Here is a 14,348-nt window from a genome sequence, read left to right as displayed (position 1 = left end):
GCCGGCCATCGCCGCGCGGCGTGGGGCGCATGGCGCGGGCCGCGGCCTTGTCAGCCCGCCGGCACTGTCCCCCAGCCGGCATCGCGCATTTCCTGCAGGCGGCTGGCGGTGCGCTCAAACTCGAAACTGCCGCGGCCGGTGGCATACAGCTGTTCGGGCGCGTCGGCGGCGCTGGCGATCAGGCGCACGCGCGCCTCGTAAAGCGCGTCGATCAGCGTCACGAAGCGCCGCGCCTGATCATGGTTCTGCGGGCCAAGCCGCGGTATGGCGTCAAGGATCAGGGTGTCGAAGGCATCGGCGATGGCAAGATAGTCGGCCGGGCCAAGCGGCTGGCCGCACAGATCGGCAAAGCTGCTGCGCCCCACCCGGCCCGCGGCCGGGATGCCCAGCTGCCGCCCCCCCACGGCCAGCACGCGCGGGGCGGGCTCGGCCCCGCCGGTCAGCTCGTCCCATATGCCGTCCAGCGCCCGCCGCGCCGCCGCGTCATCGGGTGAAAACCAGACCTGTCCGCCCTGCATCCGGTCCTGCCGATAGTCGCGTTCGCTGCCCAGCCGCAGGACCTGCATCCGCTCGCGGATCAGGTCGATGAAGGGCAGGAACAGCGCCCGGTTAAGCCCGTCCTTGTACAGATCCTCGGGCGGTCGGTTCGAGGTGGTGACGACCGACACGCCCCGGTCGAACAGCACCTGGAACAGCCGGCCCACGATCATCGCATCGGCGATGTCGGTGATCTGCATCTCGTCAAAGCAGAACAGCCGCGTGCGGGCGGCGATCGCCTCGGCCACCGGGCGGACGGCGTCCTGATCGCCGCGCGCGCGCGCCGCGTTCAGCCCGGCATGGACCTCCTGCATGAAGGCATGGAAATGGACGCGCCGCTTTGCCCCGGTTCGGGCCGTGTCCATCATCAGGTCCATCAGCATCGACTTGCCGCGCCCGACCCCGCCCCACAGATAGATGCCGCGCGGCGCCCCCGCCTGCGGCGCGGGCGAAGACGCGGCCCCGAACAGCCGCCCGATCAGCCCGCCCGACCTTTCGGCAGGCGGGGGGGCGGACATGGCGACGGCCAGCCCGTCAAGCGCCGGCAGCACGGCGCGCTGGGCCGGATCGCCGATCAGGCGGCCATCGGCGATTCGGGCCTCATAGGCGGCGGTGACGGGGCGGGCGGCGGCGTTGGTCATGCCGCGCCCGTGCCAAATCCGCGCGCCCCGCGCAAGCCCGCGCCATCAGCCGAAGTCCGTTTCCTCGTAGAGGGGACGCAGCTCCAGCACGCTGGGCCCCGGCATCGGGTTGGGGCAGCGCCTGGCCCAGGCGCCTGCTTCCTCCATGTCGCGCACAGTCCAGATCCAGTATCCCGCGACCAGCTCGGACGCAGGAGCGAAGGGGCCGTCCGACACCTGCCGGCCTGCGCCGTCAAAGGCGATGCGCCGCCCCTCCGAGGATGGCCGCAGCCCGCCCCCGTCGGTCATCACCCCCGCGGCGGCCAATTCCGCGTTGAACGCCCCCATCGCCGCCAGCAGTTCGGCCGAGGGCATCTCGCCCCGCTCGCTGTTCTCGGTCGCCTTGACCAGCACCATCACGCGCATCGCATCCCCCTCGGCTCGCCCATTGTCCGGCGGTGTCGCGGACAGGGTCTCACAGCCGCGGCTGCGGGTCGAGCCCGCCAGATGCCCCTGTGCGGGTTTGCGCCGCCAGCCGGTCCAGCACCGCCTGGCGCTGGGCGTCGGACATCCGTGACCACAGCCCGATTTCCTCGATCGTGCGCCGGCAGCCCAGGCAGAGGCGCCGTGCCGCATCCAGCTGGCAGATGTTGCGGCAGGGGCTGGCGACGGTCATGCCAGATACCGCAGCCGGTCGAGCGCGCCCTGCAGGATATAGCCTGCCGCCACCTGGTCGATCACGGCGGCCCTGCGGCGGCGCGAGGCATCCGCTTCCAGCAGGGCGCGTTCGGCGGCCACCGTGGACAGCCGTTCATCCCAGAACCCGATCGGCAGCGGCGTCAGCCGTTCCAGGTTGCGGGCAAAGGCGCGGGTGGACTGCGCGCGCGGCCCTTCGCTGCCGTCCATGTTCAGAGGCAGGCCGAGGATGATGCCCGCCAGCCCGCGCCCGGCCACGATATCCAGCAGCGCGGCGGCATCGGCGGTGAACCTGACGCGCCGGATGACCGTCAGGGGCGAGGCGATCTGCCGCAGCCCGTCGCTGACCGCAACGCCGATGGTCTTGGTGCCCAGATCAAGCCCCGCGATCGCGCCGGCGGGCGGCAGGGCGCCGGCCAGATCCTCGATGCGCGCGCAGATCACGGCGCCGCCGTGCCGGTCAGCCCGGCCTCGGCGCCGGCCCCGGCGATCGCCGCCAGCGCCTCGGGGCGGCCGGCAAAGCGGCCCTGCGCCTCGGTCCAGATTTCCTGCGCATGGGCGGTATCGCCCAGGCGCGCCAGCGCGGTGATCAGGCGTGCCCATTCCTCGGGCGCGCCGCCCTGATCGGCGAGGCGGGTTTCCAGCTGCGTAACCATGCCGCGGATCATCTGCTGGCGCTGCTCGGGCGTCATCGCGGCGGCTGCGGCCATGTCGGCGGCATCGGGACCGGGCAGGGGGGGCGCATTGCCGCCGGGCAGCTGATAATCCGGATGGCCGGCCAGCCAGGCCAGGTCCGGCAGCAGGCGGCGCAGCGGCTCCATCCAGGGATCATCGGGGCGGCTGGTTTCCGCCAGCCTGCGCCAGATCGCAAAGGCAAGGTCGGGGCGGTCACCCTGCGCCAGCATCAGCCCCTGCAGGTAATGCGCCTGCCCGTTCTGCGGATCGAGCTTGAGCGCCGTGCCAAGCTGCGCCTCGGCCTCGCGCGAGACGGCGCCCCCGGCGGCCTCGATCATCAGGCCGGCAAGGCGGGCGTGATCCTCGGCGGTGGCGTCCTTGCCGCGGGCGGACAGCAGGCTTTCCTGCGCCTGCCGCGCGGCAACAAGGTTGCCAAGCCGCGCCTCGTGTTCGGCCAGCAGCGCCAGCCCCTGCGCATCGCCCGGCCGCCTGGCCACGGCATCGCGCAGCTGCTGGACAAGGCGGGCATAATCCTCGGGGGGCTGGGGCCGGGGGCGCGCGGGGGCGGCCGCCTCGGCCTCGGCCTGCAGGGGGCGCGCGGCCATGCGCCGGTCTGCCGCCGCGATCCGTTCGGCCAGCGGCAGATCGGGCATGCTGGGGCTGCCCAGACGGGCATAGACCCCAACGCTGCCGGCAAGCAGCGCGGCCAGCGCCGCCGCCGCGATCGCGGCGCGCGGCGCGCGGTGATCGGGCGCGGCCTGCCGGGTCAGCGCGCGGTCGGCCTCCAGCACCTTGCGGCCGATTTCGGTGCGCAGCCGCGCGGCGTCGTCGGGCGCCAGCACGCCGCGCGCGATGTCCCTGTCCACCTCGCGCAGCTGTTCGCGATAGACGCGCAGGTCGAACGCCGCGGGCGATAGGGCGGGGGCCGCGCCGCGGCGCATGAAGGGCAGCAGGATCGCCCCCCCGACCAGCACCATCATCGCACCCGCCATGATCCAGAACATCGCTGTCTCATCCTTCAGCCGCGGCCCTGCCGCAGCGGTTCATCGCCCCGTCAGGGTGCGGGGCGGCAAGGCACGCGGGCGCTGGCGGCGCTCAGACACCGGCCTCGACAAGGGCGCGGGCCAGCACCGGGACGCTGCCTTCGTTCAGCCCGGCGATGTTCAGGCGCGAATCGCCCACCATGTAGATGGCGTGCTCATCCCTGATCCGCTGCACCTGCGCGGGCGTCGCGCCAAGGCGCGAGAACATGCCGCGGTGATGTTCGATGAAGTCGAACCGGTTTGTGCCCGTCAGGCTGCGCATTTCCCCGGCAAGCTGGCGGCGCAGCGACAGCATCCCCAGGCGCACCTCCTCCAGCTCGGCCCTCCAGTCGGCGGCCAGGGCGGCGTCGTCCAGGATCGTCTGGACGATGCGGGCGCCGTGATCGGGCGGGAAGGAATAGGTCTGCCGGTTCAGGAAGGCCATGGTGCCGGCGGCCAGATCGCGCGCCGCCCGCCCCTCGACCTTGGCCAGCAGCACGCCCGTGCGTTCGCGGTAGATGCCGAAGTTCTTGGAACAGGACGCCGCGACCAGCGCCTCGGGCGCGTTGGCCACGATCAGGCGGGTGCCCGCCGCGTCCTCGTCCAGCCCGTCGCCGAAACCCTGATAGGCCAGGTCCACGAAGGGCACCGCGCCCGTGCGGGCCAGGATCGCCGACACCTCGGCCCACTGGTCCGCCGTCAGGTTGGCGCCCGTGGGATTGTGGCAGCAGCCGTGCAGCAGGACCAGATCGCCCGCCCTGGCGCGGCCGATGTCGGCCTTCATTCCCTCGAAATCGACGCCGCGGCTGGCCTCGTCGAAATAGCGGTATTCCGCGACCGGGATGCCCAGAAAGCGCGCCATGGACACATGGTTCGGCCAGGTCGGATCGGACACGTGCAGGGTCAGGCCGGGATTGCCGATCCGCGCCAGTTCCAGCGCCTGCCGGATCGCGCCGGTCCCGCCGACCGTGGACAGGGCGGCGGTGCGGTCGGCATCCAGCGTCTCGCCCAGCACCAGGCGGCTCATCGCGGACAGATAGGCCGGCTCGCCGCCCAGGGCGGTATAGGCCTTGGTGGTCTCGGCTTCCCAGATGCGGCGCTCGGCCTCTTTCACCGCGCGCATCACCGGGGTCACGCCGGTGGGATCCTTGTAGACGCCCACGCCCAGGTCGATCTTGCCCTGCCGGGTGTCGGCGCGGAACTCGCCCATCAGGGCCAGGATCTTGTCGGGGGCTTGCGGTTGCAGGTTGCCGAACATCAGGCGTCTCCGGTTGCGATCTTGAGGTCGGGGAAGCTGCCCCATTCGGTCCAGCTGCCGTCATACAGCGACCAGTGGCGATGCCCCAGCCGTTCCAGCGCCAGGGCCAGGCTGGCCGCGGTGATGCCCGATCCGCAGGTCGCGATGACCGGGCGCGACAGGTCCACGCCCGCGGCATCGAAGGCGGCGCGGATCGCGCCGGTGTCCTTCATCGTGCCGTCGGCATCGAACAGCTGCCCGAAGGGCAGGTTCCGCGCGCCGGGAATGTGGCCGGCGCGCAGGCCGGGGCGCGGCTCTGGCTCGTCGCCGCGAAAGCGGGCGGGGCTGCGGGCATCGACGATCTGCTGATCGCCCAGCTTGGATGCGGCGGCGACCTGCGTCACGTCGCGCACCAGCCCGGCCTGGCGATGGACGGTCATGTGGCGGTCGCGCAGGGCGGGGGGCATGTCCTCGACCGGCCGTCCCTCGGCCCGCCATTTGGCCAGGCCGCCGTCCAGCACGGCCACGTCTGTCTTGCCCATCAGGCGGAAGGTCCACCAGACGCGGCTGGCCGAATGAACCGCCGAGTCGTCATAGACGACGACCTGATGGCCGTCCCCGACGCCCATCGCGCGCAGGCGGCTGACGAAGACCTCGGGCGGAGGGGCCATGTGCGGCAGGGGCGAGCGGCTGTCGGCAATCGCGTCGATGTCGAAGAAGCGCGCCCCGGGGATGTGCGCGGCCTCGTATTCGGCGCGCGCATCGCGGCCGGCGCCGGGCATGTGCCAGCTTGCATCGATGATCCGCAGGTCGGGATCGTTCAGATGCGCGGCCAGCCATTCGGTGGAGACCAGCGTTTTCGGATCGTCCATTCCCTTCTCCCCCCCATGGCGCGGCACCGCGTTCTCTTAGCCCCGGCGGGCGGGCAGGACAACGGCCCTTGACCGCATGGCCCGTGCGGGCGCATCCATGGGGCGATGAACGACCTGCACCGCTTTCACCAGGCCCAGGCGCGCGATCAGGCCCGCGCGGTGGCCGAGCTGCGCGCCGGGCGAAAGACAAACCACTGGATGTGGTATGTCTTTCCGCAGCTTGCCGCATTGGGTCGGTCTGAAACGGCCCGGCATTACGGCATCCGCGACCTGGCCGAGGCCCGCGCCTATCTGGACGATCCGGTCTTGGCGGCGAACCTGCGCGAGGCCGCGCGCGCCATGCTGGAAAACGCCGGCACCCCGGCCGAGGCGGTGCTGGGGCCGGTGGATGCGCTCAAGCTGCGCTCCTGTGCGACCCTGTTCGCCGCGGCGGGCGGGGGCGAGCTGTTCGACAGGCTGCTGGCCGCGTTCCATGGCGGCCAGCCCGACCCGGCCACGCTGGCGCTGCTGTAGGGGGCGCCGCGCCATCCTGCCGCCGGGCGCGCCGTGACGCCGGCCTTCTGTTCTGGCATCCCGCCGCCCGACACCGGCCGGGAACGACAGGCCCCGCGCTGCAGCGGACCTGCCGCACCCCGCATGCCCGCCGCGCGCTCAGCCCTGCTTGAGCAGGCGCTGCTTTTCGCGGCCCCAGTCGCGCTGGGCCTCGGTCGCGCGCTTGTCGTGGTTCTTCTTGCCCTTGGCGACCCCGAGCTTGAGCTTCACGATCCCGCGATGGTTGAAATACATCACCAGCGGAACCAGCGTCATCCCCTCGCGCCCGACCGATTGCCACAGGCGCGACAGTTCCTTGGCGCTGACCAGCAGCTTGCGATGGCGGCGTTCCTCATGCCCGAATACCCCGGCCTGCTTGTAGGCCGAGATATAGCCGTTGATGAGCCACAGCTCGCCATTCTCGACGCTGGCATAGGATTCGGCGATGTTCGACTGGCCGGTGCGCAGCGCCTTGACCTCGGATCCGGTCAGGACGATCCCCACCTCGATATCGCTTTCGATGAAGTAATCGAACCGCGCCCGCCGGTTTTCGGCGATCACCTTGTAGTTGGGGTCTGATTTTGCCTGCGCCATGATCCGGTCCAGATAGGCGCGCATCGGGTCCAAGTAAAGGATGCTGCGCAATGGCGGCGGCTTGCCTGTCGCATGGGCTTGCCCCATCGTTGCGGCGGTGATCGGCAAAAGGGGGCCAGCAATGCGGCATGGCGGGCGGATATTGGCGGATGCACTGGCGCTGCACGGGGTGCGGCGGGTGTTTTCCGTGCCGGGGGAAAGCTTTCTGGCGGCCCTGGACGGCCTTCATGATACCGGCATCGACAATACCGTCTGCCGGCACGAGGGCGGCGCCGCCATGATGGCCGAGGCATGGGGCAAGCTGACCGGCGCGCCGGGCGTCTGCTTTGTCACCCGCGGTCCGGGCGCGACCAATGCCAGCGCGGGCGTGCATGTGGCGCGGCAGGATTCGACCCCGATGATCCTGTTCGTCGGCCAGATCGCCCGGTCCGACCGCGACCGCGAGGCCTTCCAGGAGGTCGATTACCGCCAGATGTTCGGCGGCATCGCCAAATGGGCGGCCGAGATCGACCACACCGACCGTATTCCCGAATATGTCGCCCGCGCCTTTGACCTGGCGCAGTCGGGCCGCCCCGGCCCGGTGGTGCTGGCCCTGCCCGAGGACATGCTGTCGGCCCTGTCGGATGCCGCCGATCTCGCCCCCGCGGCCCGCCCCGTCGCGGGCCTTTCGGACAGCCAGCTTGCCGCGATCGCTGACGCCCTGGCGGCGTCCGAACGCCCGCTGGTCGTGCCGGGCGGCTCGGTCTGGTCGCCGCAGGATGCGGCCAATCTGGCGCGGTTTGCCGAAAGCTGGGGCCTGCCCGTCGCGGTGCCGTTCCGCCGGCAGAGCCATATGGACAACCGGCACCCGAACTATGCCGGCGATCTGGGCGTGGGGATGAATCCGCGCCTGGGCGAGGCGCTGCAACAGGCGGATTGCATCCTGTCGCTCGGCTCGCGGCTGGGGGACACGCTGACCAATGGCTATGATCTGATGAGCCCTGCCGCGCAGGGCCGGCGGATCATCCACGTCTATCCCTCGCCCGACGAGATCGGGCATCTGTGGCGCGCCGATCCTGGCATCGCCGCCTGTCCGCGCGCCGTGCTGGCGGCGCTGGCGGGCCGGCCGGCCCCGCGCCGCTGGGACGACTGGACTGCCGGGCTGCGTGCGCGATACGAGGACTGGCAGGCCCCTAGGCCGACCCCCGGCGCGGTGCGGATGGAGGAGGTGGTCCGCTGGCTGTCGGACAACCTGCCCGAGGATGCCATCATCACCAACGGCGCTGGCAACTATGCCTCGTTCATCCACCGTTATTTCCGCTTCAAGCGGGCGGGAACGCAGCTGGCGCCGACCTCCGGCTCGATGGGCTATGGCCTGCCGGCGGCGATCGCGGCCAGCATCGCCCATCCCGGGCGCACCGTGATCTGCATGGCCGGGGACGGCTGCCTGCAGATGACGATCAACGAGCTGTCCACCGCCGCGCAGGAAGGCGCACGGGTCATTGTCATCGTGGCCAATAACGGCCGCTATGGCACGATCCGCATGCACCAGGAAAAGCATTATCCCGGCAAGGTGTCGGGAACGGACCTGTTCAACCCCGATTTCGCCGCGCTGGTGCGCGCCTATGGCGGGCATGGCGAGGTGGTGACGGACCAGGCCGGTTTCGCCGGTGCCTTCGGCCGCGCGCAGGCCAGCGGCGGGCTCGCGCTGATCGAGCTGCGGCTGGACCCCGAGGCGCTGACCACCGGCGCGACGCTGAGCGAGGTGCGCGCCGCAGGCGAGGCTGCCCGGCAGGCCGGGTAGCCGTGCCGCGCCGGCCCTGGCCGAGAGGAGCGGCCCTCCGCCTTCGGCGGCCATGCCGCGCCGCGGGTCGCGGCCGCAAAGGCAGTCGCCGGCGGCCAAGCAGGGGGCTTGCGGCCGCCGGCTGTGGCGAATTGCCCCGCTGCGCGTCCGGGGGAATGGCCCCTGCCGCTCTCGGCGGGGCATTGCCCGCTTGCAGCAGGGCCACGTTCGGGGTCATCTGGCAGGATGATACCGACCCTTGCGCCCCTGCCGTCCCGCCTGCCCGACTCGGTCCCCTTCGTCGGCCCCGAAACGCTGGAGCGCCAGCGCGGGGCGTCCTTCGCGGCGCGGCTGGGGGCCAATGAAAACGGCTTCGGCCCCTCGCCGCGTGCCGTTGCTGCCATCCAGGCGGCGGCGGCCGAGGTCTGGAAATACGGCGATCCGACCAGCCATGACCTGCGTGCCGCGATCGCCGTCCATTGCGGGGTGACGCCCGATCATGTCGTCGTGGGCGAGGGGATCGACGGCCTGCTGGGCCTTGCCGTCCGCCTGATGGTGGGCGAGGGGGCCAAGGTGGTGACCTCGGAAGGCGGCTATCCGACCTTTGATTTTCACGTCGCCGGCTTTGGCGGAACGCTGGTCCGCGTCCCCTATGCGGGCGACCGCCAGGATCCTGCCGCGCTGGTCGCGCGGGCGGCGCAGACCGGCGCGCGCATGGTCTATCTGTGCAACCCCGACAATCCCATGGGCGGCTGGCATGCGCCCGAGGCGATCGAGGCGGCCGTCGCCGCCCTGCCGCCCGACATCCTGCTGATCCTGGACGAGGCTTATGCCGAATTCGCCCCCGCCTTGCCGCGGATCGACCCCGATGATCCGCGCATCCTGCGGATGCGGACCTTTTCCAAGGCTTATGCCATGGCCGGGGCGCGGATCGGCTGGGCCATTGGCGCGCCCGCGGTGATCCGCGCCTTTGACCGGGTGCGCAACCATTTCGGGGTGAACCGCATCGCCCAGGCCGGGGCGCTGGCGGCGCTGGGCGATCGGGCGCATCTGGCCGGGGCCGTGGCCCGCGTGGTCGCAGCGCGTGACCGGATCGCCGCGATCGCGCGCGACAACGGCCTGTCGGCGCTGCCCTCGGCCACGAATTTCGTCGCGGTGGATTGTGGCGGGGATGGCGATCTGGCGCGCGCCGTGCTGGCCGGGCTGGCCGAACGGGGCGTCTTCGTGCGCATGCCCTGGGTTGCGCCCCAGAACCGCTGCATCCGCATCAGCTGCGGCCCGGACGCCGAGCTTGACGCCCTGGCCGCCGCCCTGCCGGACGCGCTGGCCGCGGCGCGGCGCTAGCCTTTCGGGCGGCCCCAAATATCCCGGGGGTCCGGGGGCTGGCCCCCGGTCCGGCGGCGCCGTTACAGCAGCCCGGCGTGATCCAGCGCCGCGTCGATGCGCGCGCGCGTCCCCTGGGTCAACGGCACCAGCGGCAGGCGCACGGTTTCGCCGCACAGGCCCAGCCGCGACATGGCGTATTTCGCCCCCACCAGCCCCGGTTCGATGAAGATCGCGATATGCAGCGGCATCAGCCGGTCCTGCAGCCGCAGTGCCTCGGCATAATCGCCCCTGAGGCAGGCGGCCTGCATCTGTGCGCACAGCGCCGGGGCGACATTGGCGGTGACTGAAATGCAGCCCGTCCCGCCCTGCGCGTTGAAGCCGTGGGCGGTCGCATCCTCGCCCGACAGCTGGATGAAATCGGCCCCGCAGGTGATGCGCTGGCAGCATACCCGTTCGAGCTTGCCCGTCGCGTCCTTGACCCCGGCGATGCGCGGCAGACGCGCCAGCGCGCCCATCGTCTCGGGCGTCATGTCCACGACCGAACGGCCCGGGATGTTGTAGATGATGATCGGCTTGTCGGTGGCGTCATGGACCGCCGTGAAATGGGCGATCATCCCGTCCTGGGTCGGCTTGTTGTAATAGGGCGTCACGATCAGCAGCCCGTCCGCCCCGACACTGCAGGCATGCTGGGCCAGCCCGATCGCCTCGCGCGTGTTGTTCGACCCCGCGCCCGCGATGACCGGGATGCGGCCGGCGGCGTGGCGCACCACCGCCTCGACCACCGCCTGGTGTTCGGCATGGCTGAGCGTGGGGCTTTCGCCGGTGGTGCCGACCGGGACCAGCCCGTCGCTGCCCTGGGCGATGTGCCATTCGACCAGTCTTTCAAGCGTCGGCCAGTCGATCTCGCCGTCCTCGCGCAGCGGGGTGATCAGGGCAGGCAGGGAGCCTTTGAACATGATGCGCGGGTCCATCTGGGTGGCGGTCCGTTCCCGATACAGCCAAGGCAGGACGATTCCAAGGATATGAGTTGCCGCCGCCGTCCCGGCCCCGCACAGTGCGGCGCATGAAGGCCCGCCTGCTGCCATTCGCCCTTGCGCTGCTGACCGCTGCGCCCGCCTGCGCCGAGGATGCGGCCCTGATCGCCCGCGCCCTGGCGGCGGCGGGCGCGCGCGACTGGGCGGGCGCCGAAACCGCGGCGCGCGCCTCCGGGCCGATGGCCCTTGATCTGGTGCTGTGGCAGCGGCTGCGCGCCGGGCAGGGAAGCTGGGCGGAATACAGGGGCTTTGCCGCCCGTCATCCCGACTGGCCGGGCATGGAGTTGCTGCTGCGCCGGGGCGAGGCGGCGCTGCGCGAGGATCTGCCCGCGCCCGAGGTGCTGGCCTGGTTCGGCGATCGCCTGCCGCTGACGGCGAATGGCGCGCGGGCCTGGATCGCGGCTCAGCCCGCTGCCAAGCGGGCCGAGGCCGCAGGGCGCTGGTGGGTGCAGGCCGCCGCGCTCGACCCGCGGGACGAGGTGGCGATGCTGGCCGCGCATGGCCCCGCGCTGGCACCCTGGCATGGCGCGCGGATCAGCGCGCTGCTGGACAAGGGCGAATGGGCCGCGGCCGAACGGATGCTGACCCTGATCCCCGCCGGCCCGGCGGCCGATCTGGCACGGGCGCGCATTGCCGTGCAGGCGCGCCGGCCGGGCGTGGACGCGCTGATCCTGGCCCTGCCCGAGGCGCAGCGGGCGGATGCGGGGCTGGCGCTCGACCGTTTTCGCTGGCGCGTGGCGGCGCGGCAGGGCGATCTGGCGCGGGCGCTGATGCTGGAACGCTCGACCTCGGCCGAGGGGCTGGGCAACCCCGCCGCCTGGGCGGCGCAGCGCCGCGACATGGCCCGCGCCGCGCTGCGCGCCGGCGACTGGGCCATGGCCGAGCGGCTGGCCGCCAACCATTTCCTGCCCGCGGGCGATGATGCGCAGGATCTGGACTGGCTGGCCGGCTATGGGGCGCTGCGCGCCGGGGCGGCGGACCGGGCGGCGGCGTATTTCGCGCGCCTGCCGGCCACGGGCAGCGGGCCGATCACCCTGTCGCGGACCCATTACTGGCGCGGCCGCGCGGCCGAGGCGGCGGGCGACGCGGCGGGCGCCCGCGCCAGCTATGCCGAGGCCGCGCGCCACCAGACCGCCTTCTACGGCCAGCTTGCCGCCGAGCGCATCGGGGCGCCGATGCAGGCGGGGCTGGCGCTGCCCGGCGCGGGCGTGGACAGCCTGCCCGACTGGCGCGGCGCGGCGCTGCGCGGCAACGGGGTCTTTCAGGCCGGGCTGTGGCTGGTCGCCGCGGGGGACGGGGCGCAGGCGCAGCGGTTCTTCCTGCACCTGGCGGAAACGGCCGCGCCCGACGACATCGCGCGCATGGCCCGCCTGATGATGGAACTGCACCGCCCCTGGGACGCGCTGCGGCTGGGCAAGGCGGCGGCGGCGAAGGGGGGCGTCTGGCCGGCGATCTATTTCCCCCTGACGGGGCTTGAGCGTGCCGATACCGGCCTGCCGGCCGAGCTGGTTCTGTCCATCGCCCGGCGGGAAAGCGAGTTCAACCATACCGTCAGCTCGCCCGCCGGGGCCAAGGGGCTGATGCAGGTGATGCCCGACACCGCCCGCCTGATGGCCGCCCTCATCGCCGAGCCGTTCGAGCCTGCCCGGCTGACGCAGGACGCGGCCTATAACGCGCGCCTGGGCGCGGCCTATCTGCGCGGGCTGCGGGGCCGTTTCGGCCATTCGGTCGCGCTGGTGGCGGCCGGCTATAATGCGGGGCCGGGGCGTTCGGCCCGGTGGCTGCGGGACATCGGCGATCTGCGGCTTGCCGGCCCGCAAGGGGTCGATCCGGTGGATTGGGTCGAGATGATCCCGTTTGACGAAACCCGCACCTATGTGATGCGCGTGGCCGAGTCGCTGCCCATCTATCGCGCCCGCATCGCGGGGCATCCAGTCCCGCTGGTGCCCAGCTGGGATCTGCGCGGCGGCCTGTCCGAACCGCCGCCTGCTGTCTCGCCGCTGGTGCTGGCCCTGTCGGATCGGCCGCGCCCGGCGGCGGAATGGGTGCGCGCGGCCGCAGCCAGGGCAAGGGCGCTGGCCGTGGCAACAGCAGGGGCGGGGGCAGGGGCGCAAATGCCGGCGGCAACGGGCGGGGGGGCGCAGACGGTTCGGGCAGCGCCGGGGGGAAAGGGGGGCGATGATCCCGCGGGTGCAGGGATGCCCGCGCCTGCCCCCGTCCCAGCCGCCGCCCCAGCGCCAGCCGCCACCCCTGAGCTGGCGGCCCCCGGCCCAGCCCCGGCCGCCGCCCCTGCCGCGCAGGCCGGGACGGCCACGGCCGGCCAGGAAGCGGCCGCCCCGCCGATCCCCGCCGCCCAGATCGCGGCGGTCGCCGCCGCGCTCGCCCAGGCTGGTCCCCTTCTCAAGCCCGCGGCCCGTCCGGGCGCCAAGCCGCCCGCCAGCCCCGCAGCCAAGCCGCCCGCCAGCGCCGCAGCCGGTACCGCATCAAGCCCCGCAGCCGGCCCCCCAGCCGGTGCCCCAGCCAGTGCCGCGCCTGCCGGTTCGGCTGCTGATCCCCTTGCCGGCGGGCCCGTCAGTCCTGCCGCGCGGCCTGCATCGTCCGCCACCAGGTGAACAGCCCTGCCGACACGATGATCGCCATGCCGGCGATGACAGGCGGCTCGACCCTCTCGCCCAGCAGGAACACGCCGATCACGGTGACCCAGACCAGCTGCGTATAGGCGAAGGGCTGCAGGCTGGACGCCTCGGCCAGTTCATAGGCGCGGATCAGCAGGTAATGGCCGGCAACGCCCGTCAGGCACAGCGCCGCCATCCATGGCCAGTCGGCCGGGGCGATGGGCCGGGCAAACCAGATGCCGGCCAGAGTGATCCCCAGCGCCCCTGCCAGCCCGGTCCAGAAAAAGCTGACGAGCGCGCTGTCCTCGGCAGCCACGCGGCGGGTCATCAGCGCGTAAAGGGCGAACATGAACGCCGAGACCAGCGGCAGGATGGCCCAGGGCGAGAACACCGCAAAGCCGGGCCTGAGAACGACCAGCATCCCCACAAAGCCCACCCCGACCGCCAGCCAGCGCCGCCAGCCGATCCGTTCGCCCAGCACCGGCCCCGACAGCGCCACCACCAGCAGCGGCGCGACGGTGAACACCGCATGGGTCGCCACGATGCCCAGTTTGACAAAGGCGACCAGCATCAGCACGACCTCGGCGACCAGGATCAGCCCGCGCAGGGACTGCAGCACCGGATGCGCGGAACGCAGCGCCGCGCGCAGCCCGCCTGGTCCGCGCGCCGCCATGACCACGGCGAACAGCGCAAAGAACCAGTAGCGCAGCATGGTCACGAAGACGGGCGGGTAAAGCGCGCCAAGATGGCGCGACACCGCATCCTGCACGGCAAAGATCAGGCTGACGATGCACATGATCAGGATGCCCGCGCGCTGGCCTTCCATC

The 14,348-nt window shown here is 72.2% G+C and carries 14 protein-coding genes; 4 read left to right on the top strand and 10 right to left on the bottom strand.

The features are described from left to right. Window positions 1-50: 50 nt before the first annotated feature. The 7 genes from zapE to sseA all read right to left on the bottom strand — a co-directional run bounded on the left by zapE (window position 51) and on the right by sseA (window position 5,659). A complete protein-coding gene (gene zapE / locus B0A89_RS03095; protein ID WP_085376877.1) occupies window positions 51-1,178 on the bottom strand; it encodes a cell division protein ZapE in 1,128 nt (375 codons plus the stop codon). A gap of 45 nt (window positions 1,179-1,223) precedes the next feature. After that, entirely contained in the window at window positions 1,224-1,583 is a 360-nt protein-coding gene (locus B0A89_RS03090) for a YciI family protein (RefSeq protein ID WP_085376876.1), read from the bottom strand. A gap of 49 nt (window positions 1,584-1,632) precedes the next feature. Beyond that, window positions 1,633-1,833: a DUF1289 domain-containing protein gene (locus B0A89_RS03085; RefSeq protein WP_085376875.1), complete on the bottom strand. Its 201-nt coding sequence runs from the start codon at window positions 1,831-1,833 to the stop codon at window positions 1,633-1,635. Next, the gene (gene ruvX, locus B0A89_RS03080; protein WP_085376874.1) at window positions 1,830-2,297 is read right to left on the bottom strand and encodes a Holliday junction resolvase RuvX; all 468 of its coding nucleotides are present in this window, start codon (window positions 2,295-2,297) and stop codon (window positions 1,830-1,832) included. The genes B0A89_RS03085 and ruvX overlap by 4 nt, the downstream gene beginning before the upstream one ends. After that, window positions 2,294-3,532 carry a c-type cytochrome biogenesis protein CcmI gene (gene ccmI, locus B0A89_RS03075; RefSeq protein ID WP_085376873.1) on the bottom strand — a complete coding sequence of 413 codons (1,239 nt, stop codon included), beginning with the start codon at window positions 3,530-3,532 and terminating at the stop codon, window positions 2,294-2,296. The genes ruvX and ccmI overlap by 4 nt, the downstream gene beginning before the upstream one ends. Window positions 3,533-3,623: 91 nt before the next feature. Next, window positions 3,624-4,808, bottom strand: coding sequence for an amino acid aminotransferase (locus tag B0A89_RS03070; RefSeq protein WP_085376872.1), 1,185 nt, complete (start codon window positions 4,806-4,808; stop codon window positions 3,624-3,626). Next, window positions 4,808-5,659: a 3-mercaptopyruvate sulfurtransferase gene (gene sseA, locus B0A89_RS03065; protein WP_085376871.1), complete on the bottom strand. Its 852-nt coding sequence runs from the start codon at window positions 5,657-5,659 to the stop codon at window positions 4,808-4,810. The genes B0A89_RS03070 and sseA overlap by 1 nt, the downstream gene beginning before the upstream one ends. A 105-nt stretch (window positions 5,660-5,764) precedes the next feature. On the opposite strand from sseA, the gene B0A89_RS03060 reads away from it, so the two are divergent. Further along, window positions 5,765-6,172 carry a DUF1810 domain-containing protein gene (locus B0A89_RS03060; protein ID WP_085376870.1) on the top strand — a complete coding sequence of 136 codons (408 nt, stop codon included), beginning with the start codon at window positions 5,765-5,767 and terminating at the stop codon, window positions 6,170-6,172. 138 nt (window positions 6,173-6,310) lie between these two features. On the opposite strand, the gene smpB is transcribed toward B0A89_RS03060, so the two are convergent. Beyond that, window positions 6,311-6,784, bottom strand: coding sequence for an SsrA-binding protein SmpB (smpB, locus tag B0A89_RS03055; protein WP_085378715.1), 474 nt, complete (start codon window positions 6,782-6,784; stop codon window positions 6,311-6,313). Between the two features lie 121 nt (window positions 6,785-6,905). Here smpB and B0A89_RS03050 point away from each other — a divergent pair, with 121 nt between their 5' ends. Both B0A89_RS03050 and B0A89_RS03045 read left to right on the top strand, forming a co-directional pair. Further along, window positions 6,906-8,567, top strand: a complete 1,662-nt coding sequence (locus tag B0A89_RS03050; protein ID WP_085376869.1) for a thiamine pyrophosphate-binding protein — start codon at window positions 6,906-6,908, stop codon at window positions 8,565-8,567. A 225-nt stretch (window positions 8,568-8,792) separates the two neighbouring features. Beyond that, entirely contained in the window at window positions 8,793-9,890 is a 1,098-nt protein-coding gene (locus B0A89_RS03045; protein WP_085376868.1) for a pyridoxal phosphate-dependent aminotransferase, read from the top strand. A 62-nt stretch (window positions 9,891-9,952) separates the two neighbouring features. Here B0A89_RS03045 and dapA read toward each other — a convergent pair whose 3' ends face one another. Next, window positions 9,953-10,828: a 4-hydroxy-tetrahydrodipicolinate synthase gene (gene dapA, locus B0A89_RS03040; RefSeq protein WP_085378714.1), complete on the bottom strand. Its 876-nt coding sequence runs from the start codon at window positions 10,826-10,828 to the stop codon at window positions 9,953-9,955. A 107-nt stretch (window positions 10,829-10,935) separates the two neighbouring features. On the opposite strand from dapA, the gene B0A89_RS15290 reads away from it, so the two are divergent. Then, window positions 10,936-13,518, top strand: coding sequence for a lytic transglycosylase domain-containing protein (locus B0A89_RS15290; RefSeq protein ID WP_157115221.1), 2,583 nt, complete (start codon window positions 10,936-10,938; stop codon window positions 13,516-13,518). Here the strand turns inward: B0A89_RS15290 and B0A89_RS03030 are convergent. Then, window positions 13,478-14,347, bottom strand: a complete 870-nt coding sequence (locus B0A89_RS03030) for a DMT family transporter (RefSeq protein WP_085378713.1) — start codon at window positions 14,345-14,347, stop codon at window positions 13,478-13,480. The two genes, B0A89_RS15290 and B0A89_RS03030, sit on opposite strands and share 41 nt — an antisense overlap. Window position 14,348: the final 1 nt, after the last annotated feature.

Origin of the sequence: Paracoccus contaminans (assembly GCF_002105555.1) — a bacterium.
Classification (GTDB): Bacteria; Pseudomonadota; Alphaproteobacteria; order Rhodobacterales; family Rhodobacteraceae; genus Paracoccus; species Paracoccus contaminans.
This window is presented reverse-complemented; position numbering and strand designations above follow the sequence as displayed.

Bases quoted from the DNA above. Each gene is read 5' to 3' on its own strand.
- zapE (WP_085376877.1), bottom strand. From the start codon at position 1,178: ATGACCAACGCCGCCGCCCGCCCCGTCACCGCCGCCTATGAGGCCCGA.
- B0A89_RS03090 (WP_085376876.1), bottom strand. From the start codon at position 1,583: ATGCGCGTGATGGTGCTGGTCAAGGCGACCGAGAACAGCGAGCGGGGC.
- B0A89_RS03085 (WP_085376875.1), bottom strand. From the start codon at position 1,833: ATGACCGTCGCCAGCCCCTGCCGCAACATCTGCCAGCTGGATGCGGCA.
- ccmI (WP_085376873.1), bottom strand. From the start codon at position 3,532: ATGTTCTGGATCATGGCGGGTGCGATGATGGTGCTGGTCGGGGGGGCG.
- B0A89_RS03070 (WP_085376872.1), bottom strand. From the start codon at position 4,808: ATGTTCGGCAACCTGCAACCGCAAGCCCCCGACAAGATCCTGGCCCTG.
- sseA (WP_085376871.1), bottom strand. From the start codon at position 5,659: ATGGACGATCCGAAAACGCTGGTCTCCACCGAATGGCTGGCCGCGCAT.
- B0A89_RS03060 (WP_085376870.1), top strand. From the start codon at position 5,765: ATGAACGACCTGCACCGCTTTCACCAGGCCCAGGCGCGCGATCAGGCC.
- smpB (WP_085378715.1), bottom strand. From the start codon at position 6,784: ATGGCGCAGGCAAAATCAGACCCCAACTACAAGGTGATCGCCGAAAAC.
- B0A89_RS03050 (WP_085376869.1), top strand. From the start codon at position 6,906: ATGCGGCATGGCGGGCGGATATTGGCGGATGCACTGGCGCTGCACGGG.
- B0A89_RS03045 (WP_085376868.1), top strand. From the start codon at position 8,793: ATGATACCGACCCTTGCGCCCCTGCCGTCCCGCCTGCCCGACTCGGTC.
- dapA (WP_085378714.1), bottom strand. From the start codon at position 10,828: ATGTTCAAAGGCTCCCTGCCTGCCCTGATCACCCCGCTGCGCGAGGAC.
- B0A89_RS15290 (WP_157115221.1), top strand. From the start codon at position 10,936: ATGAAGGCCCGCCTGCTGCCATTCGCCCTTGCGCTGCTGACCGCTGCG.
- B0A89_RS03030 (WP_085378713.1), bottom strand. From the start codon at position 14,347: ATGGAAGGCCAGCGCGCGGGCATCCTGATCATGTGCATCGTCAGCCTG.